The 25,402-nt window shown below is 74.1% G+C and carries 22 protein-coding genes; 13 read left to right on the forward strand and 9 right to left on the reverse strand.

The features are described 5' to 3' along the window. Window position 1 precedes the first annotated feature (1 nt). Window positions 2–1,126 carry a type ISP restriction/modification enzyme gene (locus ACWFQ8_RS16585; RefSeq protein WP_453786998.1) on the reverse strand — a complete coding sequence of 375 codons (1,125 nt, stop codon included), beginning with the start codon at window positions 1,124–1,126 and terminating at the stop codon, window positions 2–4. Between the two features lie 158 nt (window positions 1,127–1,284). Between ACWFQ8_RS16585 and ACWFQ8_RS16590 the strand changes: the two genes are divergently transcribed. Further along, a complete protein-coding gene (locus tag ACWFQ8_RS16590) occupies window positions 1,285–1,476 on the forward strand; it encodes a hypothetical protein (RefSeq protein WP_453786932.1) in 192 nt (63 codons plus the stop codon). Window positions 1,477–1,609: 133 nt separating this feature from the next. Here ACWFQ8_RS16590 and ACWFQ8_RS16595 read toward each other — a convergent pair whose 3' ends face one another. Next, window positions 1,610–2,359, reverse strand: coding sequence for a GntR family transcriptional regulator (locus tag ACWFQ8_RS16595; protein WP_453786933.1), 750 nt, complete (start codon window positions 2,357–2,359; stop codon window positions 1,610–1,612). A 64-nt stretch (window positions 2,360–2,423) separates the two neighbouring features. Beyond that, complete coding sequence (hmgA, locus tag ACWFQ8_RS16600) at window positions 2,424–3,770, reverse strand: homogentisate 1,2-dioxygenase (RefSeq protein ID WP_453786934.1); 1,347 nt, start codon at window positions 3,768–3,770, stop codon at window positions 2,424–2,426. Between the two features lie 227 nt (window positions 3,771–3,997). Between hmgA and ACWFQ8_RS16605 the strand changes: the two genes are divergently transcribed. From ACWFQ8_RS16605 to ACWFQ8_RS16640, 8 genes are all read left to right on the forward strand, one after another. Further along, window positions 3,998–6,070: a right-handed parallel beta-helix repeat-containing protein gene (locus ACWFQ8_RS16605; RefSeq protein WP_453786935.1), complete on the forward strand. Its 2,073-nt coding sequence runs from the start codon at window positions 3,998–4,000 to the stop codon at window positions 6,068–6,070. 437 nt (window positions 6,071–6,507) lie between these two features. Further along, entirely contained in the window at window positions 6,508–7,383 is an 876-nt protein-coding gene (locus ACWFQ8_RS16610; RefSeq protein ID WP_453786936.1) for a hypothetical protein, read from the forward strand. Between the two features lie 472 nt (window positions 7,384–7,855). Continuing rightward, window positions 7,856–9,172 (forward strand): hypothetical protein, encoded by a 1,317-nt coding sequence (locus ACWFQ8_RS16615; protein WP_453786999.1) that lies wholly within the window; start codon window positions 7,856–7,858, stop codon window positions 9,170–9,172. A gap of 18 nt (window positions 9,173–9,190) precedes the next feature. Next, window positions 9,191–9,811: a TetR family transcriptional regulator gene (locus ACWFQ8_RS16620; RefSeq protein WP_453787000.1), complete on the forward strand. Its 621-nt coding sequence runs from the start codon at window positions 9,191–9,193 to the stop codon at window positions 9,809–9,811. 192 nt (window positions 9,812–10,003) lie between these two features. Continuing rightward, window positions 10,004–12,256, forward strand: a complete 2,253-nt coding sequence (locus ACWFQ8_RS16625) for a molybdopterin oxidoreductase family protein (RefSeq protein ID WP_453786937.1) — start codon at window positions 10,004–10,006, stop codon at window positions 12,254–12,256. Window positions 12,257–12,329: 73 nt separating this feature from the next. Continuing rightward, window positions 12,330–13,955, forward strand: coding sequence for a CitMHS family transporter (locus ACWFQ8_RS16630; protein WP_453786938.1), 1,626 nt, complete (start codon window positions 12,330–12,332; stop codon window positions 13,953–13,955). Between the two features lie 97 nt (window positions 13,956–14,052). Continuing rightward, window positions 14,053–15,465 carry an aldehyde dehydrogenase family protein gene (locus tag ACWFQ8_RS16635; RefSeq protein ID WP_453786939.1) on the forward strand — a complete coding sequence of 471 codons (1,413 nt, stop codon included), beginning with the start codon at window positions 14,053–14,055 and terminating at the stop codon, window positions 15,463–15,465. Between the two features lie 217 nt (window positions 15,466–15,682). Further along, complete coding sequence (locus tag ACWFQ8_RS16640; protein WP_453786940.1) at window positions 15,683–16,762, forward strand: Zn-dependent alcohol dehydrogenase; 1,080 nt, start codon at window positions 15,683–15,685, stop codon at window positions 16,760–16,762. A 125-nt stretch (window positions 16,763–16,887) separates the two neighbouring features. On the opposite strand, the gene ACWFQ8_RS16645 is transcribed toward ACWFQ8_RS16640, so the two are convergent. Then, window positions 16,888–17,625: a TetR/AcrR family transcriptional regulator gene (locus ACWFQ8_RS16645; RefSeq protein ID WP_453786941.1), complete on the reverse strand. Its 738-nt coding sequence runs from the start codon at window positions 17,623–17,625 to the stop codon at window positions 16,888–16,890. 68 nt (window positions 17,626–17,693) lie between these two features. Here ACWFQ8_RS16645 and ACWFQ8_RS16650 point away from each other — a divergent pair, with 68 nt between their 5' ends. From ACWFQ8_RS16650 to ACWFQ8_RS16660, 3 genes are all read left to right on the forward strand, one after another. Continuing rightward, window positions 17,694–18,845: an acyl-CoA dehydrogenase family protein gene (locus ACWFQ8_RS16650; protein WP_453786942.1), complete on the forward strand. Its 1,152-nt coding sequence runs from the start codon at window positions 17,694–17,696 to the stop codon at window positions 18,843–18,845. A gap of 195 nt (window positions 18,846–19,040) precedes the next feature. Beyond that, window positions 19,041–19,328, forward strand: a complete 288-nt coding sequence (locus ACWFQ8_RS16655; RefSeq protein WP_453786943.1) for a YiaA/YiaB family inner membrane protein — start codon at window positions 19,041–19,043, stop codon at window positions 19,326–19,328. A 78-nt stretch (window positions 19,329–19,406) separates the two neighbouring features. After that, on the forward strand, window positions 19,407–20,054 hold the full coding sequence (locus ACWFQ8_RS16660) for a TetR/AcrR family transcriptional regulator (protein ID WP_453786944.1): 648 nt from the start codon (window positions 19,407–19,409) through the stop codon (window positions 20,052–20,054). Between the two features lie 70 nt (window positions 20,055–20,124). On the opposite strand, the gene ACWFQ8_RS16665 is transcribed toward ACWFQ8_RS16660, so the two are convergent. Next, the gene (locus tag ACWFQ8_RS16665; protein WP_453786945.1) at window positions 20,125–20,586 is read right to left on the reverse strand and encodes a MaoC family dehydratase; all 462 of its coding nucleotides are present in this window, start codon (window positions 20,584–20,586) and stop codon (window positions 20,125–20,127) included. A 95-nt stretch (window positions 20,587–20,681) separates the two neighbouring features. On the opposite strand from ACWFQ8_RS16665, the gene soxR reads away from it, so the two are divergent. Continuing rightward, window positions 20,682–21,125 (forward strand): redox-sensitive transcriptional activator SoxR, encoded by a 444-nt coding sequence (gene soxR / locus ACWFQ8_RS16670; protein WP_453786946.1) that lies wholly within the window; start codon window positions 20,682–20,684, stop codon window positions 21,123–21,125. Here soxR and ACWFQ8_RS16675 read toward each other — a convergent pair. The 4 genes from ACWFQ8_RS16675 to ACWFQ8_RS16690 all read right to left on the reverse strand — a co-directional run bounded on the left by ACWFQ8_RS16675 (window position 21,106) and on the right by ACWFQ8_RS16690 (window position 25,288). After that, window positions 21,106–21,279 carry a 3-keto-5-aminohexanoate cleavage protein gene (locus tag ACWFQ8_RS16675; RefSeq protein WP_453786947.1) on the reverse strand — a complete coding sequence of 58 codons (174 nt, stop codon included), beginning with the start codon at window positions 21,277–21,279 and terminating at the stop codon, window positions 21,106–21,108. The two genes, soxR and ACWFQ8_RS16675, sit on opposite strands and share 20 nt — an antisense overlap. Before the next feature lie 531 nt (window positions 21,280–21,810). Next, on the reverse strand, window positions 21,811–22,512 hold the full coding sequence (locus ACWFQ8_RS16680) for a hypothetical protein (RefSeq protein ID WP_453786948.1): 702 nt from the start codon (window positions 22,510–22,512) through the stop codon (window positions 21,811–21,813). 95 nt (window positions 22,513–22,607) lie between these two features. Further along, a complete protein-coding gene (locus tag ACWFQ8_RS16685) occupies window positions 22,608–23,912 on the reverse strand; it encodes a serine-threonine protein kinase (protein ID WP_453786949.1) in 1,305 nt (434 codons plus the stop codon). A gap of 95 nt (window positions 23,913–24,007) precedes the next feature. Next, window positions 24,008–25,288: an exo-beta-N-acetylmuramidase NamZ family protein gene (locus ACWFQ8_RS16690; RefSeq protein ID WP_453786950.1), complete on the reverse strand. Its 1,281-nt coding sequence runs from the start codon at window positions 25,286–25,288 to the stop codon at window positions 24,008–24,010. Window positions 25,289–25,402 lie beyond the last annotated feature (114 nt).

Below are 25,402 nucleotides of genomic sequence, written 5' to 3' on the forward strand. Positions count from 1 at the left end.
GCTACAGCAGCGCGAACTGCCCGCCCGGGCCCTCCTCCTGGTGGTCCAGCACCGAGGCCGGGCGCCGGGCCCAGCGGGGCGGCGGCAGCACCCCGGCCGCCCGCAGCTCGGCCACCGGCAGGGCGGGGCCCGGCTCGAAGGCCGCCCGCTCGGGAGCCAGGTCCGCCAGCAGGGCCAGGGTGGTCACCAGGGCCGCCAGCTCCGAGGTCCAGTGCTGCGGCCACCGGTCCGGACCCAGCGCCTCCAGCCCGTCGGCGTCCGGTCCCCGGTGCGCGACACGGGCCGCGAACCAGGCCTCCAGCACCCGTGCGCCCAGCGCCTCGTACGCCCAGGCACCCGGCGGCACGGGGGAGACGGTACCGCTCCCGAGGGTCAGGGTCTCGCTCTCGGCGTCGTAGTCGAGGGCACGCGGCCACGCCGTGACCGCGGAGCGGACGTACGGCCGGCGGCCCCCGGGCAACCGCGGCGGTTCACCGCCGCGCGCCCCGCGCAGCTGGACGCGCAGCAGCCGGTGGCCCAGCTCCAGCCCGGCCCGCCAGCGCTCGGGGTCGGCGGCGAGCGGGACCTCGTGGCCCCGGGGGCCGGATCGGCCCGCCGCGAGGATCCAGCACAGCACGTCCTCGGGGGTGACCCGGCCGCCGTGGCGCCCGCCGAGCAGGGGCAGCAGGCCGGGGGCGAGGTTCGGCTCGGCGCCGCCGGGGCGCCGGTGGAGCGGGCGGATCCGGCCGAGCCGGCCGGCCGGGAGGTGGGAGGTGACCAGCAGGTCCGGGGTCTCGACCAGATACAGCTGGTGCTCGTCCCGGACCCGCCAGAGCTCCGGACGGGCCCTGTCGATCAACCGCTGGTCGGGCAGCAGCCACTGCTCGTCGAAGGGGTCGCGGAGCACCCGGACGGGGTCGGGGAAGGGCCCGGGGGCGTCCGCGAAGCGGGCGGTGGCGGCCGGGCGCCGACCCGGCAGCGCGGCCGCGCCCGCGGCCGGCGTACGGCTGCGACTGGGCCGGAACAGCCGGTCCCGCTCGGCTCCCTCGGCGCCGGTCAGCGCCGTCCAGCGGGCGCGCAGGGTCCCCGGATCGGGTGCGGCCACCCAGTCCCGGCCCAGGCGCAGACCGCCCACGGCCCAGGGCATCAGATCGTCCAGCAGCGGGTTCGGCACGGGTGCGTCAGCGCTCACCCGGCCGATGGTAGCGACGGGCCCGACGGCCGGGCCGCCCCGAGGCCGAAGAGCTACGCTCCTTGTAGAGGCGGGTGCGCGGACGCGCACGCGTGCCGACCGAGGAGACGGCCATGAGTCAGTACGACGAATACTCGACTCCGTCGCAGGCCGAGGGCGAGCGGCTGGACGAGGACATGGACGAGCGCCAGAAGCAGCAGCGGCACCCCGACACGATGCGGACCACGCCGTCCCAGGCCGAGGGCGAGCGCGGGGCGGAGGCCGAGGGGGAGCGCCGGACGGAGGGCGACGAGCCGAAGGAGTAACCGCCTCGCGCCGGGCCGCGACGGCGGCGACACCGGGCACCGCTTGAGGTGTTCTGCCGGGGCGGGCCGGTGCGGCGCTTGAACGTTCCGCCGGTCGGTGCGATGCGAGGCAGGTCCCCGCCCGCGCTCGGGCTCAGTGCGCGTCGACCGTCACCGTGAAGGAGAACCGGTCGCCCCGGTACCGGATGCGTGCCACGTCCACCACCCGGCCGTCCTCGTCGTAGGTCACGCCCGTGTAGTGCAGGATCGGGCTGAGCAGCGGGACCTGGAGCAGCTCGGCCGTCTCCGGGTCGGCGAGCCGGGCCTCGACCGTGTCCGTGATCCGGCTGATGCGCACGCCCACCACGTCACGCAGCACCTTGGTCATCGGCCAGCGTTCGAGATCGGCCGGCTCCACCGCGGCGGCGAACTCCGGCAGGACCGCGTTCTCCGCCCAGTTGGTCGGCTCCCCACTCTCGGGGTCGCGCCGCAGCCGTCGGTACGTGACCACTTCCGGTGTGTCCGGGAAGTACTCCAGCAGCTCCCCGGACACGGCGGTCCGGCCATGGCCCAGCACCGTCGTGCGCTCGCCCGACTGCTGGGCCACGATCGCGTCGACCGAGCCCAGCAGCCGCACCGGCGCGCTGCGCAGCGCGCCCGGTTCGATGAACGTGCCGCGCCGCCGGTGCCTGCTGATCAGCCCCTCGCCCTCCAGTTCCTTGAGCGCCTGCCGCATGGTCAGCACGCTCACCCCGTAGTGCTCGGCCAGCTGCTCCTCGGTGGGCAGGCGCAGCGAGTCGTCCGGGGTGCGCCCGAGTATCGAGGCGCGCAACGACTGTGACACCTGGTACCAGAGGGGCAGCTTCCGGTTCAGCACCAGCGAGTCGGGGGCGAAGGCGGTCACGGATGGTTCTCCGAACGGCTGGGCAGGGGTGGCGTGCGGCTGATGCAGGCTATGCGGAGCGGGGTCAGGCGCGGAAGTGGCGCTGCAGGCCGCTCCACACGTCGTCGTAGCCGCGCTGGAGGTGCTCCGCGCCGACGGCCTGGGAGGTGGAGACGATCGGCCACCGGGTCTCGAACATGAAGGCCAGGCCGTCCTCGATCTTCTGGGGCTTCAGCTCGGCGGCGCTCGCCCGGTCGAAGGTCTCCCGGTCCGGACCGTGCGCGGACATCATGTTGTGCAGCGAACCGCCACCGGGGACGAAGCCCTCGGCCTTGGCGTCGTAGGCGCCCTCGATCAGGCCCATGTACTCGCTCATCACGTTGCGGTGGAAGTACGGCGGGCGGAAGGTGTCCTCGCCGACCAGCCAGCGCGGCGCGAACACCACGAAGTCCACGCCCGCCAGCCCGGGGGTGTCGGAGGGCGAGGTCAGGACGGTGAAGATCGACGGGTCGGGGTGGTCGTAGCTGATCGAGCCCAGCACGTTGAAGCGGCGCAGGTCGTAGACGTACGGGACGTGGCTGCCGTACCAGGCGACGACGTCGAGCGGGGAGTGGTCGTAGGTCGCGGCCCAGAGGTTGCCGCAGAACTTGTTGACCACCTCCGTGGGGCGCTCGCCGGCGGCCGGGTCCTCGTACGCCGCCACCGGGGCCCGGAAGTCCCGCGCGGCGGCGAGGCCGTTGGCGCCGATCGGGCCCAGGTTCGGCAGCTCGAAGGGCTGGCCGTAGTTCTCGCAGACGTAGCCGCGGGCGGGGCCCTCCTCCGTGTCGAGGAGCTCCACGCGGAAGCGGACGCCGCGCGGAACGAGGGCGACCTCGCCGGGGCGGGCGGCGAGCAGGCCGAACTCCGTGCGCAGGAGCAGTCCGCCGCGCTCGGGGACGATCAGCAGCTCGCCGTCGGAGTTGCTGAACACCCGGTCGGTCATGGAGGTGTCGGCGGCGTAGAGGTGGATGGCCATGCCGGCGCGCTGGGCCGCGTCGCCGTTGCCGCCGAGGGTCCACAGGCCGGCCAGGAAGTCGGTGCCGGGGGCCGGGTCGGGCAGGGGGTTCCAGCGGAGCCGGTTCGGGTCGGCCGGAGCCTCGGTGAAGGGCGCGGTGCGCAGGGCCCCGTTGTCGATCCGGGCGAAGGGAGGATGGGCCGCGGAGGGGCGGATCCGGTAGAGCCAGGAGCGGCGGTTGTGCGTGCGCGGCTCGGTGAAGGCGCTGCCGCTCAGCTGCTCGGCGTAGAGGCCGAGGGGGGCGCGCTGGGGCGAGTTCCGGCCGAGGGGAAGCGCGCCGGGGACGGCCTCCGAGCTGTGCTCGTTGCCGAAGCCGGTGAGGTACGTCAGTGCCTCCGCCGTCTTCCTGGCCTGCTCGCTGCCGGCCTGCTCGCTCATGGGCTGCTCCCGCTCCGTCGAAGGAATCCTATGGGTGACAGTAGGATTCCGCGGCCCTCGCGTCAACGGGGAGATTCCCGCGCCGGGCGGGGCGGGCCGGCCCCGACGGGGCAGCGGCCCGGCTGCGGCTCGGCCGCAGCCCGGTTTCCGCTCCGGCTGGGGACGGCCACGGGGGATTCGTGCACGGGGGGCTCACAAAAGATGAACAATGCTCTACTCTCACGCGCATGTCGTGGACCCGCAGGTTCCCTGCCGTGCCGGCGGCGCTCCTCGCCGCCCTTCTCGCGTTCCTGTCCCTCCTCGTCGCCGCGCCCGCCGCGCGCGCCCACGAGGAACGCCCCGTCACCTTCCCGGACGGCTCCGGATCCGTGCCCGAGTACCGCCCGGCCGAGCCCGACCTGATCGTGTGCAAGACCGACCGGCCCGCCTTCGAACGCCGGATATCCGGCTTCCCGGACGAGCTCAAGCAGCGCAACCTCGCCCTCTACGAGCGGTGCGAGAAGAACGGGTTCCGGCACCTCCAGGAAGCCGTCGACGCCGTCGACCGGCCCGGGATGAACATCGCGATCCTTCCCGGTCTCTACGAGGAGGAGCCCTCGCTGCCCGCTCCGACCGGCGAGTGCGCGGCCCTGAAAGCCCCCAACTCCTCGCTGGGGTACCAGATCCTCAGCTACGAGCAGCAGGTCCGGTGCCGCCACAACCAGAACCTCGTCGCCATCCTCGGCAAGACGAACCTGCAGATAGAAGGCACCGGAGCCACCCGGCTCGACGTGATCGTGGACGCCAAGTACCAAAAGTTGAACGGCATCCGGGCCGACGGCTCCAACGGCATCTACTTCCGCAACTTCACGGCGCAGCGCACGACCTTCAACTCGCTCTACGTCCTGGCGGGCGACGGGTTCGTCATCGACGACGTACTGACCCGGTGGAACGACGAGTACGGCTTCCTGACCTTCGCCAGCGACCACGGGCTGTACAAGAACTGCGAGTCGTACGGGAACGGCGACTCGGGCATCTACCCCGGCAGCGCCTCCAACATCAACGAGGGACGGGGCTACGAGGTCCCGCGCTACTCCATCGAGATCACCGGCTGCCGCAGCCACCACAACATGGTCGGCTACTCCGGCACCGCGGGCGACTCCGTGTGGGTGCACGACAACGAGTTCGACCAGAACATGGGCGGCGCCTCCATGGACAGCGCCTTCCCCGGCCACCCGGGGCTCCCGCAGAACCACGCCAAGTTCGAGCGGAACCTCATCCACGACAACAACCAGGACTACTACCGCCACGTCGCGGACGGCACCTGTGCCAAGCCGCCGATCGAGCGCGGCTACGAGCGCGGGGTCGTCTGCCCGCAGATCTCCATGCCACCGGGCACCGGCATCATCACCGCGGGCGGCAACTGGAACCTGTACGAGGACAACTGGGTGTACGGACACCGGCGCGCCGGCTTCTACCTCAGTGCCGTCCCGGCCTTCATCCGGGGCGAGGAGGCGTGGGACAAGCAGACCGACACCTCCCACTACAACCGGTACGCCGCGAACACCCTGGGCAAGGACCGGTCCGGAGCCAGTCGCCCCAACGGCATGGACGTGTGGTGGGACGGCCAGGGCCGCGGCAACTGCTGGCAGGCCGGACCCGACGGTTCGAGCCCCGGCACGGTGCCGCAGTGCGGCGAGCGGCGCGGTGACGTGTCGGGAGCCTCGGCCCGGCTCGTCGGTGAACCGGTGAAGTTGGTCCAACTCCTCGTCTGCGCCGACTACAGCGTCCAGGCGCGCAAACTGCCGGCCGGCTGCGACTGGTACGGCGCGCGCGGCATCGAGCGGGTGGAGACCCAGCTCGCGCTGGCCGTCGCGGCGGTCCTGCTGCTGGTCGGGGGAGTGCTGTGGTGGCGCCGGCTGCGCGGCACCCGGCTGGGCACGGCGGCCTCGCTGCTGGGCCTCGCGGGACTGGCGCTGGACGTGGCCGGTTCCACGACGGGGCTGGTCCCCACCTTCGTACCGGCCCTGGCGCTCCTGCTCCTCGGCCTGTGGTGGACGGGCGCGGGTCTGGCCCTGCGGCCCACGCGCCCCTGGTTGGCCCGCCTGACGCTGCTACTGGCCGGGCTGACCCTGCTGGACGCCTTCGACAAGGCGGTCCTGATGATCCCCTGGACCCCCCTGAGCCCCGCCTGGGTCCGGGCCCTCGTGGCGGTCGCCTGGGTCCTGTGGTCCGTCGTTGCCTCGGCCCGCCCCACCCCCCGCCCGACCGCCGCTCCCACCCCCACTCCCACCCCGCCCCTCTCCACCCCCACCGCATGACCACCCCCACCGCATGACCGCCCCCGCCCCACCCCGCCCGCCGCAACCGGCGTCGCCGAGCCCCGGACCAGTCCGGCCGCCCGGCGGCCCGGCGGGGCCGGCCGTCCGGCTCACCGAGCGCCGGGCGGGGCGCGCCCTCGGATTCGCTCGTTGCGAGCTGCGCCGCCCGTTGGGCCTGTCGACCCGGTCCGCTTCACCCCCCCGCCGGCCGGCGGCACGGGGAGGCCCGCCCCAGGACCCGCCCGCCGCAAGCGGCGTCGCCGACTCCGGTCCGGCCCGCGCGGCCGGTGGAACGGCGAGGCTCGGCCCGAGCACGAGCCCCGCACGGGCGGCCCGGCCGGAGCGCGCTTTCCGGCCGTATCGATCATTGGAGGCCAGTTGTGACCGTGCGTCCCGACCGCCGCGTCGCCTGCGACGTCTGCGGGACAACGCCGCCCGTGCGCCGCAGAACCGCACGGCGAACCGCCCGCACCGCCGCGCTGCTCGCCCTCGCCCTGATCCTCGCCGGGGGCGCGGCGACCGGCTGCGGTGGGCGGGCCACCACCCACCACAAGCCCGGTACCACCCACGAGCAGGCTTCCGGCACCGTCGGCACCCTGCTCGCGACCGATGACGGCGCGGGCCACCGGCTCCGCGAGGTCCCGGCCGAGGGCGCACCGGAGGTGCGGCTCACGGTCCGCCCGGACTCCGAGGACGGCTGGAACCTCCAACTGGACGTGCAGAACTTCCGCTTCACCCCCGACAGCGCCGGCGGCGCCGCGCTCCCGGGGGCGGGCCACGCCCACCTGGAGATCGACGGCCGCAAGACGGCACGGCTGTACGGCCCCTGGTTCCACCTGCCCGCCGCGCAGGTGCCCGAGGGGGCGCGCACCCTGACCGTCGGCCTGTACGCGGACGACCACACCGCCTGGGCGGTGTCCGGCAAACCGATCGAGAACGCGGCCCAGCTCCCCGGCCCCGCCCCGGGCCGGTCCGGCGGCCACAGCCACAACGGCACCCCACCGCCCGCCTCGCCTGCCCCGCAGGCCTCGGGGCAGGCGCCGGAACAGGCGGACCGGACAGTGACCGTCAGTGTCCGGGACGGCAAGGTCAACCCCGCGCCCACCCGCACCGAGCTCAAGCGGGGCGAACGCGTTGCCCTGCGCGTCACCAGCGACCGCGCCGACACCTTGCACGTCCACGGCTACGACCAGGAACTCGCCCTGCCCGCAGGCCAGGAGGCCACCCTGATCCTGACCGCGGACCGCACGGGCCTCTTCGAGGTCGAGACCCACGAGTCCGACCTCCTCCTGACCCAACTCCTCGTCCGGTGACCCCGCCCCGTGCGGCTTCACCTCACGCAGTCACGCCCGAGGGTGCCGGGCCCCTAAGAGCCAAGCCGCACGAAGCCCCGCCCCGCGCGAACAGGTCCGACGCAGCCGCGTGCAAGGAAGCCGCACCTCCCGACGCCACGTCCCGAGGGGCCGCGCCTCAGCGAGCCGTGACCCGTGACGCCACGTCCCAGGGGGCCGCGCCCCAGCGAGCCGCACCCCGCGAAGCCGGGTCCCCGGGGACCCCGCCCCGCATCGCCGCGTCCCGGGGGACCGCACCCCGAAGGACCCCGCCCCGCGGCCCCGCGCCGCGCGGGCCCGGGTCCCGTGCCCGCCTCGTCCTGGAGTCCGGACTCGGGCCCGAGTCCGGGGTGTCGGGGCGAGGTCGGTGCGGGGCATCGTTTCGGGAGGGTCGGTGCTGAGCCCCTCCGGGCCGGGCCCCCGACCGGGCGCCGGGGGCGGCGGACGCCAGGACGTGGTCCCTCACCTGGCCGATCCGCTCACCACCCTCGCGCACGGGATCGGGTCCCGGCACGACCTCCCGATATCGCCCTTCTACGCCTTCGCCGGTGCCTTCGCCGCGTTGTTCGTCTCCTTCCTCGCACTCGGCCTGCTCTGGTCCAGCTCCCGCTTCCGCGGCGACCGTTCCGGGCTCGCCCTGCCCGCTGCCGTCCGGCGGGTGGCCGACGCGCCGGCCACCCGTACCGTCCTGCGCGGACTCGGACTCGCCGCCGCACTGGCTCTGCTCCTGCACCTCCTCCTCGGTCCCGACGACCCCGCCCGCAACCCCGCCGCCGGCGCCGTCTACGTCCTGTTCTGGGTCGGACTCGTCCCCGTCTCCCTTCTCCTCGGCCCCGTCTGGCGCCTGGTCAACCCGCTCCGCACCCTCCACCGCCTCCTCGCCCGAGCCCCGCACCGCCCCGGCCCCCACCCCCGCCGGCCGGTCCGCACCCTGCCCGCCCGCCTGGGGCAATGGCCCGCCGCTGCCGGACTGTTCGGCTTCACCTGGCTCGAACTCGTCGCTCCCGATCCCGCATCCACCACCACCCTCCTGATCGCCCTCACCGTCTACGCCGCCCTCCAGCTCCTGCTCGCCGCCCTCTTCGGCGAGCGCTGGTTCGACGAGGGAGACGCATTCGAGGTGTACTCCGCCCTCCTCGCCCGGCTCTCCCCTCTCGGCCGCCGCGACGACGGCCAGTTGGTCCTGCGCAACCCCTTCCACGGACTCGACGCGACGCCCGAGCGGCCCGGACTCGTCGCCACCGTCTGCGTCCTGCTCGGCTCCACCGCCTACGACGGCTTCTCCGACAACCCCGCGTGGATCAACGCCGTACAGACCTCCCCCCTCGGCCGCACCCCCACGGCCACGCTCGGACTTCTCGCTTCCGTCGCCCTCGTCGCCACCCTCTACTGCCTCTGCGCGGCAGCCACCCGACTCGTCAGCGGCCCGCACCCCGGCCCGCTGACCGCCTTCGCGCACTCACTCGTGCCGATCGCACTCGGCTATCTCGTCGCCCATTACTTCTCCCTCCTGGTAACCGAAGGACCACGCACGGTAAGCATGGCACTCGGCACTGACAACGCCCCCGAATCCGCTCCACCACTGGCCCCCGGCGGCCTCGCCGCCCTCCAGGTCCTCGCCGTCGTCACCGGCCATGTGCTCGGCGTCGTCGCCGCCCACGACCGCTCCGTACGGCTCTTCCCGCCCGCGAAGGCGGTGGCCGGCCAACTGCCACTGCTCGCGCTGATGATCACGTACACCATCGGAGGACTGAGCCTCCTGCTGAACTGAGAACGGAGGAGCGGCATGATGGACCCCGTGCCTCCCGCCCACTCCCTGCGCCGTACTCCCGTCCAGCAGCGCAGCGCCGACCGGCTCGCCCGGATCCTCGACGCCTGCGCCGAGCTCCTGGACGAGACCGGGTACGAGAACCTCAGCACCCGCGCCGTCGCCCTGCGTGCCGGTGTGCCGATCGGCTCCGTTTACCGGTTCTTCGGCAACAAGCGGGCCATGGCCACCGCCCTCGCGCACCGGAACCTCGACCGCTACGCGGACGGCATCGCCGACCGCCTCGCCGGACTCCCCGCCACCGACTGGCGGCCCGTCGTGGACGCCGTACTGGACGAGTACCTGGCCATGAAGCGCACGGTCCCCGGCTTCGCCCTCGTCGACTTCGGGGTCCCCGCACCGCCCGCGGAGCGGCCGGCGGCCGACCCCAACCACCTCGTCGCCGCGCGCCTCACCGAACTCCTCGGCGGCCACCTCGGACTGACCCCGGACGCCACGTTGGAGCGGGGGGTCCTCGTCGCGGTCGAGGCCACCGACGCCCTGATCCAGCTGGCGTTCCGGAGCGATCCGAACGGCGACCCCGGCATCGTCGCCGAAACCCGCGCCATGATGCAGGCCTACCTGGCGCGCTTCCTGGACTGAACCGCTCCGTGCCGGCCCCGGCCCGTCCCCGTGCCGGCCCCGGCCCGGAGGGGCGCGCCCGCCACGCGCCCGCACCGCCTCGTACCGCGCGCGGGCAGACTCTCCGTCCAACCCCCTCCCCACCGTCCCTACCGGTCGGTATGCTCAGTGCGCCCGCGTGCCCGAGCCGCAGCCTGTCGCCCTGGAGGGCCCATGCCCCGCACCGCCCTGCGCATCTGTCCGCTCTGCGAGGCCACCTGCGGCCTCACCCTCACCATCGAGGGCAGCGCCGTCACCGGCGCCCGGGGCGACCGCGACGACGTCTTCAGCCGCGGATTCATCTGCCCCAAGGGCGCCGCCTTCGGCGCCCTCGACGCCGACCCGGACCGGCTGCGCACCCCCCTCGTCCGCAAGGACGGCCGGCTCCAGGAGGCCACCTGGAACGAGGCCTACGACGCCATCGCCGCCGCCGTCCCCTCCCTCGTCCGGGAGTACGGGGCCCAGTCGGTCGGCGTCGTCCTGGGCAACCCGACCGTCCACACCATGGCCGGCGCCCTCTACCCGCCGCTGCTCGTCAAGGCCCTCGGCACCCGCAACCTCTTCACCGCCAGCACGCTCGACCAGATGCCCAAACACGTCTCCAGCGGCCTGCTCTTCGGCGACCCCTTCGCCATCCCGGTCCCCGATCTGGACCGTACGGACTTCCTCCTGCTGATCGGCGCGAACCCCGTCGAGTCCAACGGCTCCCTGTGCACGGCCCCCGACTTCCCCGGCCGGCTCAAGGCCCTGCGCGCCCGCGGCGGCACCCTCGTCGTCGTCGACCCGCGCCGCACCCGCACCGCGCGGCTCGCCGACCGCCACCTCGCACCGCGCCCCGGCAGCGACGCGCTGCTGCTCGCCGCTCTGGCGCACACCCTGCTGACCGAGCGGCTCACCGCCCCCGGGGCGCTGGAGGAACAGACCGAAGGATTCGGGGAACTCGCCGGCGCGCTCGCGAGTTTCACTCCTGAGGCCGTAGCACCCGCCTGCGACCTCACGGCCGCCGAGATCCGCACCCTCGCCCGCGATCTCGCAGCCGCGCCCACCGCCGCCGTGTACGGGCGGCTCGGCAGCAGCGCCGTCGCGTACGGAACCCTCGCCAGCTGGCTGGTCGACGTACTGAACATCCTTACCGGCAACCTCGACCGGCCGGGCGGAGCCCTCTTCCCGCTCCCGGCCGCCGGACCGCGCCCGCGAACCGCCGGGCCCGGGAAGGGCTTCACCCTCGGCCGCTGGCACAGCCGGGTCAGCGGCCACCCCGAGGCCAAGAGCGAACTGCCCACCGCCGCCCTGGCCGAGGAGATCGAGACCCCGGGGGAGGGCCGGATCCGCGCCCTGATCGTCATCGCCGCGAATCCGGTCCTGTCCGCCCCGGACGGCCGACGGCTCGACGCCGCCCTGGCCGGACTCGACTTCATGATCAGCATCGATCCCTACCTGAACGAAACCTCGCGCCACGCCCATGTCGTGCTGCCGCCGCCGCCGCCCTCGCAGAGCGGGCACCACGACTTCGCCTTCAACGGCTTCGCCATCCGCAACCAGGTGCGCTACTCGCGGCCGGCCGTCCCCCTGGAGCCGGACCGGCTCGACGAGTGCGAGATCCACGCGCGCCTGGTGCTGGCCGTCTCCGGCATGCACGGCACGGCGGGACCGGAAGCCGTCGACGAACTGGCCATCAGCGCGGCTCTCTCCCGGGAGACCACCGATCCGGGCTCACCCCTGCACGGGCAGGACCCGGTGCGCCTCGCCGGCCTGCTGACCGGGGAGAACGGCCCGGAGCGCCGGCTCGACCTGATGCTCCGACTCGGGCCGTACGGAGACCTGTTCGGCGCCGCTCCCGGCGCCGAGGCCGGCACGGAAGGGGGAGACGTCTGCCTGCAGCAGCTGCTCGCGCACCCGCACGGCATCGACCTGGGCCCGCTGCGGCCCCGGCTCCCGGGCGTGCTGAAGACCCGCAGCGGCAGGATCGAGCTGCTCCCGGACCCGATCGCGGCCGAGCTCCCCAGGCTGCGCGCGACGCTCGCCGACCGCCCCGCCGCCCTGGTGCTCGTGGGCCGCCGCCACCTGCGGTCCAACAACAGCTGGTTGCACAACGTCCCGGCCCTCGTCGGAGGTTCCAACCGCTGCACCCTGCAGGTCCACCCCCTCGACGCCGCCCGGCTGGGCCTCACCCACGGTGGTCGGGCCCGGGTCACCGCGGACGGCGGGAGCCTGGAGGTACCGGTCGAGGTCACCGACGCCGTGCGCACGGGCGTCGTGAGCCTGCCGCACGGCTGGGGCCACGACCGGCCCGGGACCCGGCTCTCGGTGGCCTCCGCCGAGCCCGGCGTGAACGTCAACCAGCTGCTCGACGGCACCCGGCTCGACCCGCTGTCCGGCACGGCGGTGCTCAACGGCTTCCCGGTCGAGCTCGCACCACTGCTCTGAGCTGGGGTTTTGCTCGTATTGCTCACGGTCGGACGTCTTGTTGGCCCCGGGAGGCGGCGCCTACGTTCCCAGCATGCTGACCTTCCTCGGCTTCGCCATGATCGCGACCTTCCTGGTTCTGATCATGATGAAGAAAATGTCGCCCATCGCGGCGCTCGTCCTCATCCCCGCGCTCTTCTGCGTGTTCGCCGGACAGGGCGCGCAGCTCGGCGACTACGTCATCGACGGCGTCGGCAAGCTCGCGCCGACCGCCGCCATGCTGATGTTCGCCATCGTCTACTTCGGCGTGATGATCGACGTCGGCCTCTTCGACCCGATCGTCCGCGGCATCCTGCGCTTCTGCAAGGCCGACCCGCTGCGGGTCGTCGTAGGCACCGCGGTCCTCGCCGCGATCGTCTCGCTCGACGGCGACGGCTCCACCACCTTCATGATCACTGTCTCGGCCATGTATCCGCTGTACAAGCGGCTCGGTCTGAGCCTGGTGGTGATGACGGGCGTCGCGGCGACGGCCAACGGCGTCATGAACACCCTGCCCTGGGGTGGCCCCACCGCGCGCGCCGCCACCGCCCTCAAGCTCGACGCCGCCGACATCTTCGTCCCGATGATCCCGGCCCTCGCCGTCGGTCTGCTCTTCGTGTTCGTGCTCGCGTACGTCCTGGGACTCAAGGAGCGCCGCCGGGTCGGCACGCTGGCGCTGCCGTCGGACGGGGCCGCGGACACGGGGGACGAACCCGGGCGCGTGGGCGCCTCCCGGACCGTACTGGTCACCGCCGGTGCGCCCGCCGCCGACGTAGCCACCCGGGCCGGCGCCCCGGCCGGCGCCACGGCGGACTCCGCGGCCGGCGCCCCGGTCGGCGCGAAGGCCGCTGCGGAGGTCCGCGCGCAGGCCGACACGCAGGCCGACACGCAGCCGGGTGCGCACGCAGGGGTGCCGGGCGGATCGGCCGGTGGTGGCGGTTCCGAAGGCTCCGCCGGTAGCGGACCCGCCGTCGCCCCCGCCCCCACGCCTGCTCCCGCCCCCACGCCTGCTCCCGTCGCCGCGGCCGAGGACGGCGGATTCCAGGGCCTCGACCCGCACCGCGCCACCCTGCGGCCCCGCCTCTACTGGTTCAACGCCGGGCTCACCGTGGCCCTTCTCGCCGCGATGATCATGGAGCTGCTGCCCATCCCGGTGCTGTTCCTGCTCGGCGCCGCCCTCGCCCTCACGGTGAACTTCCCCCACATGCCCGACCAGAGGGCCCGCATCGCCGCCCACGCAGACAACGTCCTCAACGTCGCCGGCATGGTCTTCGCCGCGGCCGTGTTCACCGGTGTGCTCACCGGCACGGGCATGGTCAAGCACATGGCCGACTGGCTCGTCGGCGCCATCCCCGAGGGCATGGGACCGCACATGGCCCTGGTCACCGGCCTGCTCAGCCTCCCGCTCACCTACTTCATGTCCAACGACGGCTTCTACTTCGGCGTCCTGCCCGTCCTGGCCGAGGCCGGGGCCGCGCACGGGGTCTCCCCGCTCGAAATCGCCCGCGCGTCCCTGGTCGGGCAGGCGCTGCACATGTCCAGCCCGCTGGTTCCGGCCGTGTACGTCCTCGTCGGCATGGCCAAGGTCGAATTCGGGGACCACACCCGGTTCACCGTGAAATGGGCGGCTCTGACCTCATTGGTGGTGCTCGCGGCAGGGATGGTTTTCGGCATCATCTGATGCCCGTGCCCCTGGCGCGCAGAAAACTACCGACGCTAGTTTGTAGGGTGTCCGCGAGGTCAGGTCTACGCGCTGGTGCGTGCTCGGGAGGAACGTCATGAAGGCCCACGACGGGATGTACATCGGCGGGGAGTGGCGGCCCGCGGTCGGCCGCGAGCGGATCGCGGTCGTCAACCCCACCGACGAACAGGTCATCGCCGAGGTCCCGGCCGGAACCGCCGAGGACGTCGACGCGGCCGTGCACGCGGCCCGGGCCGCCCTCCCCGGCTGGGCGGCCACGCCCCCGGCCGAGAGGGCGGCCCTGATCGGAGCGCTGAGCGGCGTACTGGCCGCTCGCAAGAGCGAGATCGCCGAGGTCATCACCGCCGAACTCGGTTCCCCGCTCGGCTTCGCCGAGATGATCCACGTCGGATCGCCGGTCGCGGTGTCCGCCTCGTACGCCGAGCTGGGCGCCACCTACGCCTTCGAGGAGCGGATGGGGAACTCCACCGTGCTGCTGGAGCCGGTGGGTGTGGTCGGGGCGATCACTCCCTGGAACTACCCGCTGCATCAGGTCGTTGCCAAGGTGGCACCCGCTCTCGCCGCCGGCTGCACCCTCGTCCTCAAGCCGGCCGAGGACACCCCGCTGACCGCGCAGCTCTTCGCCGAGGCCGTGCACGAGGCGGGCGTCCCGGCCGGAGTCTTCAACCTGGTGACCGGTACGGGCCCGGTCGCCGGTCAGGCGTTGGCCGCGCACGAAGGGGTCGACCTGGTCTCCTTCACCGGCTCGACCGCCGTCGGTCGCAAGATCGGTGCCACGGCGGGCGCCGCCGTCAAGCGGGTCGCTCTCGAACTGGGCGGAAAATCGGCCAATGTCATCCTGCCCGGGGCCGACCTGGCCAAGGCCGTTACGGCGGGCGTGGGCCACGTCATGAACAACGCCGGCCAGAGCTGCAACGCGCTCACCCGGATGCTCGTCCACCGGGACCAGCACGAGGAGGCCGTGGCGCTGGCCGCCGCGGCCGTCGCCAAGTACGTCACCGGCGACCCCCGCGACCCGGCCACCCGCCTCGGACCGGTCGTCAACGCCAAGCAGCACGAACGCGTGCGGGGATACATCGCCACGGGTATCGAGGAGGGTGCCCGCCTCGTCGCCGGCGGCCCCGACGCGCCGCACGAGCGCGGGTACTTCGTCGCCCCGACCGTGTTCGCGGACGTCACGCCCGACATGACCATCGCCCAGGAGGAGATCTTCGGTCCGGTCCTGTCGATCCTCCCGTACGAGGACGAGGAGGACGCCCTGCGCATCGCGAACGGCACCGTCTACGGCCTGGGCGGCGCGGTATGGGCGGCGGACGAGGAGACGGCCGTCGCCTTCGCGCGCCGCATGGACACCGGGCAGGTGGACATCAACGGCGGCCGTTTCAACGTGCTCGCGCCCTTCGGCGGTTACAAGCAGTCGGGCGTCGGCCGCGAGCTGGGCCCGCACGGCCTGGCCGAGTACCTTCAGACGAAGTCCCTGCAGTTCTGAGCGCCCGCACCACCGGCCCCACCCGGCGGCGTCGCCTCACCGGCGGCGCCGCTCACCGGTTCCACCCGTCCCACCAACGGTCCCGCCCCACCGGCTCCGGCACTGGCTCACCGGCCCCACCGGCGCGCCGCCGCCGAACGTCCACCCGCCCCGCCGTGACATCCACCCCCCGCACCCCGCCCCAGTACCTCAGCCTGACAAGACGGAGACGACGATCATGGTCCGCGCCGCCATCCTGCCCGCCGTCGGAGCCCCTCTGGAGATACGGGAGATCGTGCTGCCCGAGCCCGGCCCCGGCCAGGTGCGGGTGAAGCTCGCCGCCGCCGGGGTCTGCCACTCCGATCTCTCCCTCACCAACGGCACCATGCGGGTCCCTGTCCCCGCCGTCCTCGGCCACGAAGGCGCGGGCACCGTCCTCGCGGTCGGCGAGGGCGTCACCCACGTCGCCCCCGGCGACGGGGTGGTGCTCAACTGGGCCCCGTCCTGCGGGGAGTGCCACCACTGCACCATCGGCGAGGTCTGGCTCTGCGCCAAGGCCCTCACCGGCGTCGGCGCCGTCCACGCGCACGACGCGCAGGGCACCGAGCTGCACCCCGGGCTGAACGTGGGCGCCTTCGCCGAGGAGACCGTCGTCGCGGCCAACTGCGTACTGCCCGCGCCCGCCGGCATCCCGCTCCCCGAGGCCGCCCTCCTGGGCTGCGCCGTCCTCACCGGCTACGGCGCCGTCCACCACAGCGCCCAGGTCTTCCCGGGCGAGTCCGTCGCCGTCTTCGGCGTCGGCGGTGTAGGCCTGGCCGCGCTCCAGGCCGCCCGGATCGCACAGGCGGGCCCGATCGTGGCCGTCGACGTGTCCCCGGCCAAGGAGGAGCTGGCCCGCGCGGCCGGAGCCACGGACTTCGTCCTCGCCTCCGACACCACCGCCAAGCAGATCCGCGCGCTCACCGGCGGGCAGGGCGCGGACGTCGCCATCGAGTGCGTCGGGCGGGCGGACACCATCCGCGGAGCCTGGGAGTCCACCCGGCGCGGCGGCCGCACCACGGTCGTGGGGATCGGCGGCAAGGAACAGCAGGTCACCTTCCACGCCCTGGAGATCTTCCACTTCGCCCGCACCCTCACCGGCTGCGTCTACGGCAACAGCGACCCGGCGCGCGACCTCCCGGTGATCGCCGAACACGTCCGCGCCGGCCGTCTCGACCTCGGCGCCCTCGTCACCGACCGCATCACCCTCGACGGCATCCCGGCCGCCTTCGAGGCGATGCTCGCGGGCAAGGGAGGCCGCTCGCTGGTCGTCTTCTAGTGCCACAGCACTAGGCCCTCCCGGCCCGGTCAGCGGAGCCCCCGAGGCCTCGGTCCCCGCAGGTTCCCGGGCCCCTGCGGGCGCCGGAGCCCCGGGCTCGCTCGGGCTTTCCCGGCTCCCGGTCCCTACGGGCCCTCCTGGCCCTCCAGCGCCTCGTACTGGAGGGCCAGTCCGTCCAGGAGCGCCGTCAGGCCCGTCTCGAAGGCGCCCTCGTCCACCTCGCGCCGGCGGTCCGCCAGCAGATGGGCTCGGCCCAGGTGCGGGTAGTCGGCCGGGTCGTATGCCGTCTCGTCGTCGACGAAACCTCCCGCGAACGAGGCCACCGCCGAGCCCAGGATGAAGTACCGCATGAGCGCGCCGATCCGGGTGGCCTGCGCCGGCGGCCAGCCCGCCGCCGTCATCGCGCCGAACACGGCGTCCGCCAGGCGCAGCCCGGCCGGCCGGCGGCCCGGTCCGCGCGCCAGTACCGGAACGATGTTGGGGTGGTCGGACAGGGCGTCCCGGTAGGAGTGCGCCCAGGCGTGCAGTGCCGCCCGCCAGTCCCGGCCGTTCGCCGGGTCGGTGCGGTCGCTCACGCCGCTCCGGTCGCTCACGCCGCTCCGGTCGCTCTCCGCGCCGCTTGCCGGGCCGCAGGCCGGGCCCTCGAACATCGACAAGTCGACTCGGGCGCTCACCGCGTCCGCGACGGCCTCCAGGATTTCGTCCTTGGTCCGGAAGTGGTTGTACAGCGAAGGCCCGCTGACCCCGAGGGCGGCCGCCAGCCGTCGCGTGGAGACCGCCTCCAGTCCCTCCGCGTCCACCAGCGCACCCGCCGCCTCGACGATGAGGCTCCTGCTGAGAAGAGGCTTGCGCGGTCTGGCCATGCGCCACATAGTAGGGCCTGGCCGAGATAAACTACCGGCGCTAGTTAAAGCGCCTCCGGAGGTGCCCGGTGAATCTGGAACTGAGCGAGGAACAGGCCGCGGTGCGCCGGCTCGCACGGGAGTTCACCGAGCGCGAGGTCGTCCCGTACGCCGCCGAGTGGGACCGCGCCGAGAGCGTCGACCGGGCGATCGTGAAGAAGCTCGGCGCGCTCGGCTTCCTCGGCCTGACCGTCCCCGAGGAGTACGGCGGCTCGGGCGGCGACCACCTCGCCTACGTCCTGGTCACCGAGGAGCTCGGCCGGGGCGACTCCGCCGTGCGCGGCATCGTCTCCGTCTCCCTCGGCCTCGTCGCCAAGACCATCGCCTCCTGGGGGAGCGAGGAGCACAAGCGCGCCTGGCTGCCGCGCCTGTGCGCCGGTGACGCGCTCGGCTGCTTCGCCCTCACCGAGCCCGGCACCGGTTCCGACGCCGGCAACCTCACCACCCGCGCCGTGCGCGAGGGCGACGGGTACCTGGTCAGCGGCAGCAAGATGTTCATCACCAACGGCACCTGGGCCGATGTCGTGCTGCTCTTCGCCCGCACCGGCGACGAGCCGGGTCACCGCGGGGTCTCCGCCTTCCTCGTCCCCACCGACAGCCCGGGACTGTCCCGCCGGGAGATCCACGGGAAGCTCGGCCTGCGCGGGCAGGCCACCGCCGAGCTGACCTTCGACGGGGTCCGCGTGCCGGCCTCCGCGATGCTCGGCCCCGAGGGCAAGGGGTTCTCGGTCGCCATGTCCGCGCTGGCCAAGGGGCGGATGTCGGTCGCCGCCGGCTGCGTCGGCATCGCCCAGGCGGCACTGGACGCGGCCGTCGCGTACGCCGCCCAGCGCGAACAGTTCGGCAAGCCGATCGCCCACCACCAGCTCGTGCAGGAGCTGATCGCCGACATATCCGTGGACGTCGACGCCGCCCGGCTGCTGACCTGGCGGGTCGCCGACCTCATCGACCGGGGGCAGCCCTTCGCCACCGAGTCCTCCACCGCCAAACTCTTCGCCTCCGAGGCCGCCGTGCGCGCCGCGAGCAACGCCCTCCAGGTGCACGGCGGTTACGGGTACGTGGACGAGTACCCGGCCGGCAAGCTGCTGCGCGACGCCCGCGTGATGACCCTGTACGAGGGCACCAGCCAGATCCAGAAGCTGCTCATCGGCCGCGCCCGCACCGGGGTCTCGGCCTTCTGACAGCCGGCCCGGACCCGCCCCGGCCCGCCCGGACCCGCCCCGGCCGCCCGGACCCGCCCCGGTCCGCCCAGGCCAGCCCCCGGCCCGCCCAGGCGGCCCGCCCCCGACCCCACCGCCCCGAAGGCCGCCCGGCTGAGTACCGGGATGAGTACGCACACGGATGCCCCCCGGACCGCCGCGCCCGATGCTCAACCCATGAACGAGACACCGGTCAAGCAGCAGAACACGGGGGCGTACTACGGCCAGGCCGTCGCCTCCTTCGGCATCGCCGGCGGCGCCGTGGCCGTGGGGATCTACAACCTGGAGGTGGACGGCTGGGTCCGCGCCTTCCTCGGCATCGCCGTCCTGTACCTCACCACCTCCGCCTTCACCCTCGCCAAGGTGATCCGCGACCGCCAGGAGGTGGGCCGGATCGTCAGCCGGGTGGACCAGGCGCGGATGGAGAAGATGATGGCGGAGTACGACCCGTTCGCACCGAAGTAGCCGACGCGCGAGCGCTAAGCGCTTGCTCACCCTCCGGTAAGGTGGTCACTTCGACACGGCGAAGAGGGTGAGTGAGCGATGGACAGCGCGGAGGAGACGGCCGCCGGGTACCAGCCGTGGTCGGAGGTCACCCCCGACGCCGCGCGGCGGCTGCTCGTCGCCGCCGTGGACGCCTTCGCCGAGCGCGGCTACCACGCCACCACCACCCGCGACATCGCGGGCCGGGCCGGCATGAGCCCGGCAGCGCTCTACATCCACTACAAGACCAAGGAAGAGCTGCTCCACCGGATCAGCCGGATCGGCCACGACAAGGCCCTGGAGATCCTGACGACGGCGGCCGACGGTCCGGGCGGCGCCGCCGACCGGCTCGACGCCGCGGTGCGCTCCTTCGTCCGCTGGCACGCGGCCCATCACACCACCGCGCGCGTGGTCCAGTACGAGCTCGACGCTCTCGCTCCGGAGCACCGCTCCGAAATCGTGGCACTGCGCCGGCGGAGCGACGCCGCCGTGCGCCGTATCCTCGCCGACGGCGTCGCGGCGGGGGAGTTCGACGTCCCCGACGTCCCCGGCACCACCCTCGCCGTGCTGTCCCTGTGCATCGACGTGGCCCGCTGGTTCAGCGCGGCCGGGCAGCGCACCCCCGACGAGGTCGGCGCGCTCTACGCCGACCTCGTGCTCCGGATGGTGGGAGCCCGCCCCGGCGCCACCACCGCCCGGCGGCGCTGACCCGGCCCCGCCCCGCACGCGCCCCCGTACCCGTACCCGCCCCTCGCATCCGCCGCCCGCGGCGCGCGGTTCAGAAGTAGTAGCGGGACACCGACTCCGCCACGCACACCGGCTTGTCGCCGCCCTCGCGCTCCACCGTCACCGTGGCCGTCACCTGGATGCCGCCGCCCGCCTCCGTGACCTCCGTGATCACGGCCGTGGAGCGCAGCCGCGACCCGACCGGCACCGGCGCCGGGAAGCGCACCTTGTTCGTCCCGTAGTTGATGCCCATGCGCATGCCCTCGACCCGCATGACCTGCGGCACCAGGCTGGGCAGCAGCGACAGCGTCAGATAGCCGTGGGCGATGGTGGAGCCGAAGGGTCCGCCCGCCGCCCGCTCGGGGTCCACATGGATCCACTGGTGGTCTCCGGTGGCGTCCGCGAAGAGGTCGATCCGCTTCTGGTCCACCTCCAGCCACCCGCTGGGGCCGAGCGGCTCGCCGATCCCGGCGTGCAGCTCCTCTGCGGACGTGAAGACCCTCGGCTCGGCCATGCCCTGCTCCTGCCTGTCGCGGACGAATAAGCGCTTGCTCAGCATGCTGGGGGCCGTGGGCGTCTGTCAACGGACCTCCGACTAGGCTCGGTCGGGTGCCGCAGATTCCCGAGAGAGTCCACGAACTCACCGTCGGCCAGCTGTCCGCCCGCAGTGGTGCGGCCGTCTCGGCGCTCCACTTCTACGAGACCAAGGGCCTGATCAGCAGCCGGCGAACCTCCGGCAACCAGCGCCGCTACACCCGTGACGCGCTGCGCCGGGTGGCCTTCGTACGGGCCGCCCAGCGCGTGGGCATCCCGCTGGCGAGCATCCGCGAGGCGCTCGCCCAGCTCCCCGAGGAGCGCACGCCCACCCGTGAGGACTGGGCCCGGCTGTCGGAGGCCTGGCGCGCCGAACTCGACCAGCGGATCAGTCAACTGGGGCGGCTGCGCGACCATCTGACGGACTGCATCGGCTGCGGCTGCCTGTCGCTGCGGACCTGCGCGCTGTCCAACCCGGACGACGTCTTCGGCGAACGGATCACGGGCTCGCGGCTGTAGCCGCCGCGACCAGCTCCGCGTTCGAGCGGGCCGGGCGCCCGTCCGGCAGCAGCAGTAGGTCCCCCACGCCGGTACGCACCCCCGTACCGCACCGCGCGGCGAGCCGCAGCACCGGCCAGGCGGCGCCCTCCCGCCCGTACGGCAGGCCCCCCACCGCGGCAGCCCGCGCAGCCCCGCCACCGGCTCGGGGTCGGCCACCGCCGGCTCGGCCGCGAGCCGGACCCCCCGGGGATCGCGCACCGGCCAGGCCAGGAACCGCGCCGGAGGTTCCGGTCCGGCGGGTCCTCCCAGCCGTACGACGGCGTCCACCGCCACCCCCGCGCCATGAGCGCCTCCGCCGGCTCCCCTGCCCCGGGCTCCGGGCTCCGCGAAGTCCACCGTCGCCCGGTCCGGCAGCACCGTCCACGACCGCCCCCGCGCCCGCCGTGCGGCGGGGTCGGGCTCGCTCCTCCCCGCGGGCACCGCGAGGGGTACGCCGACCCCCGCGCCCCGCAGCTCCTCCAGTACGGGCCCCACGACCCCGGGCGCGAGGCTCTCCCGGCCGCACGGGGTGCGCGGGTGCACCAGGACCTCACCGGCCCCGCCGGCGACCGCCGCCGACTCGGCCGGCTCCGCCGGGACATCGGCACGGCCGCGCCGGCGGCGGCGCTCCGGGAGCCGTTCAGCGACACCAGCGGCGCGGGTCTCACGCCGCGCCGGCCGCGGGCACGTCCGCCAGCGCCGGTCTGGGCACCACGATCCCGCAGCCGGCGCACAGCGGCCCGTCCCACGCCCATGCCCCCTCCCAGGGACCGGGCCCGTGCGGAGCGGGCCCGTGCGGAGCGGGCCCGTGCGGAGCGGGAGCGTGCCCGGGCCCGCACCCCGCGCCGTGACCGCCGCCGGGCCGGTATCCGGGGCCGGGAACACCGGGAACGCCCGACACCGCCCCCGGCCACCGCAGCTCGGTGTCCCCGCACACCGGGCACGCCGTCCCCGGGTCCGACTCCAGCGCCCGCACCAGCCGCCGCAGCACCTCCCCGAGCGTCCCCTCCGGCCGCACCCCCGGATCGGCGCACCGCACCACCGCGTCCCCGCTCCCGCCCCACGCCCACTCCGGCCGCCGCAGCCCGTGGTGCTTCTCGCGCCGCCGCCGCTCCGCGAACTGGCGCTCGTACTCCAACCAGACCGCCCGCGCGTCCTCCAGCTCCTCCAACGCGGCGACCAGCCGCAGCGGATCCGCACCCCGGTCCTCGGGGGCGATCCCGTGCCGGTCGCACAGGTGCCACCACGTGGCGCGGTGCCCGTACGGCGCGAACCGCTCCAGGCAGCGTCGCAGCGAATGGCGCCGCAGGGCCCTGTCGTTGCGTGCGTCCCGCACCTGGTAGGCCAGACTCCGGAATCCCGCCATCACACCTTCACCTCCGCCGATGTGCCCAACATGCCCGGCAGGGTGCGGGCGCATGCGGGGGCGGTCGAGGCGTGCGGGTGGCACGTGGCCGGAACTCAGCGCCCCATGCGCCCCGCGGTGACCACGACCCGGGCCAGTTCCTCGTGGCAGATGTCGCTGTGCGCCCCCGAGGGAGCGCCGCCCCGCCGGACCACGGAGCCCGCGTCCACGCTCACACAACCGGTGGCGGGCAGCCCCCCGCGCAGCGCCGCGTCGAGGCTCAGCCGGGGCGCGCCGGGCACCGCCCGCACCCCGCCGTGCCCGATGGCGCCCCACCGTTCGTCGAAACCCAGCAGACCGGCCGAATCGCCCGCCGTCCGGCAGGCCAGCGGATAGAACACCTTCAGGGCCATGTCGTGCGCCGAGTGGCAGGCCACCACCGGCCCGTCGACCCGTCCCTGGAGGCCGCTCAGGGCGCCGCCCCGGCCCTGGTCGTGCGGCAGTCGGTCGGTGAACGCGTAGTGGGAGAAGGCTCCCTGGAGCAGGGTCAGGGACTTGACGTACCGGGCCCCGGCCGGCACCGCGCGCAGCGAGAAGGACACCACCCGCGCGCCGAAGCTGTGGCCGATCAGGTGGACGCGCAGCGCCGGCCGCTCGGCCGCCAGCCGCGCCAGTACCGGGCCCAGGCCGCGCTCGCCGATCACGCCGGCCCGCTTCTTCATCCGGTAGAACGTCGCCTGCCGCAGCAGTTCCTTGGCGCCGTTCCACAGCCCCCGCGGCCCGGGCCCGCGCAGCCCGGCTCCGGCCGGGACACCGTGCTCCACCGCGTCCCCGGGCAGCGCCCCCGACTCGGCCAGGGCGAGGGTGAGGGCCCGGCACACCTCCACGACGTCGTGCGTGAAGAGCGCGGGCACCACGGGCACCGCCCCCGCGGGGACCGCGTCCACCCCGGCCAGCTCCCTGATGAGCGCGCCGAACTCGACGAAGGCAGCCGTCGACTCCGGCCGCTCCTCCAGCAATTCGGCGACCCGGTCCAGCACCTCCTCGCGCCCGGGCCAGAACGCGCCGAGCGCCCGCCGGGTGGCGGGGTCCAGCGCCGTGCCGGAGCCGGGTCCCGTGAGGGCGCCGGGCGGGTCGAAGTCCGGTATGGGCTCGTCCGAGAAGCGCATCGAGGGCCACACGACGCCCACGTACCCCAGTCGTACCCCGGCTCCGACCAGCCCCGGGAAGGGGGCGAAGAATCGGTCGTAGAGACGGGTCGCCGCGGACCGGTCGCTGTTCCAGCCGTGCGCGAAGACCAGCAGGTCCGTGGCCTCGATCCGGGCCACCGCGCCCAAGGAGGCCCGGTCCGCGTCGCCTTCGGAGTCGAAGGTCAGCTCCGCGTACGGACCGGCCCCGATCCCGACACCCCTGTGTCCCATGACGTCCCCCTCCGCGCTCGCCGCCCGTGCGTACGCCCTCGGCCGAGTGGCATCCCGCCGCCGCGCCCGTCCGGCCGGACCCCCGGCGCGCTCGGCTACCCGTACAGGAGGTATTCCCCGCGCACGGCTTCGAACCGCGCCAGTCCCGCCGACCAGTCGCCGGCGATCTCCTCCACTCCGGCGCCCGCGTCGATCAGTGTGCGGACCCGGTCCGATCCGGTCAGCCGGTCGATCCAGTGGTCCGCGCGCCAGGCGAAACCGCTCCACGACCGCCGCGCGGTCACCAGCAGTCCGATCCCCGCCCGGACCGGATCGAACGCCTCCCGGTCGTGCACGATCAGCCGGACCCCGCCGCACACCTTCCCCACGTGCTTGGAGAAGGACGGAGCGAAGTACGTCTCCCGGAACCACACCCCGGGCAGCTCCAGCGCGTTCGCCGCCTCGGCCCACCCGCGGTCGATCCCCTCGGCGCCCAGCACTTCGAAGGGGGTGGTCGTGCCCCGCCCCTCCGACAGGTTCGTGCCCTCGAACAGGCAGGTGCCGGCGTACGCGAGGGCCGTGTCCGGGGTCGGCATGTTGGGGCTCGGCGGCACCCACGGCAGTCCGGTCTCCCCGAAGAAGGACCCCCGCCGCCAGCCGGTCATCGCCACCGTCTCCAGCCGCACCGGGGCGTCGGCGAGGAACTCGCCGTTGAAGAGCCGGGCCAGCTCGCCCGCCGTCATCCCGTGCGCGAGCGCGATCGGCTCCCGGCCCACGAAGCTCGCGTACGGCCGCTCCAGCACCGGTCCGGCGGCCCGGCGGCCGCCCACCGGGTTGGGCCGGTCCAGCACCACGACCGCCTTGCCGGCGAGCGAGGCCGCGCGCATGCAGTCGTAGAGGGTCCAGATGTAGGTGTAGAAGCGCGCCCCGACGTCCTGGATGTCGAAGACGACGGTGTCGACGCCGGCCGCCGTGAACACGTCGGCGAGCCGCTGACCGCTCGTGGCGTACGTGTCGTACACGGGCAGGCCGGTCGCCGGATCCCGCGAGGCCCCCTCGGAACCCCCGGCCTGCGCCGTCCCCCGGAAGCCGTGCTCGGGCCCGAACACCGCGACCAGGTCCGCCCGGTCGTCCGCGTGCAGTACGTCGACCAGGTGGCGGGCGTCCGCGGTGATGCCGGTGGGGTTGGTGACGACCCCGACCCGCCGGCCGGCCAGTACGCCGTACCCGTCGGCGGCGAGCCGCTCGAAGCCCGTCCGAACCCGCGCGGCCCGCGCGGGCGCGCCGGGACCCGCGGGGGCGGCAGCAGCCGCCCCGGCGGCCGTGGCGGGGAGCAGCCCTCCGGCCGTTCCCAGCGCCCCCGCCAGTCCCAGCACCCCGCGTCGTGACAGCGTCATCCGGTCACGCTAGGGCGCACACCTCTTCCGTCCCGACATACCGACCGGTTAGTCTGCCGGTCATCCGGCCATCCGGTCATCGGAGACCGGCGCCGTAGGCGAAAGGTGATCCCC

The organism is Streptomyces sp. NPDC055254 (genome assembly GCF_053606025.1).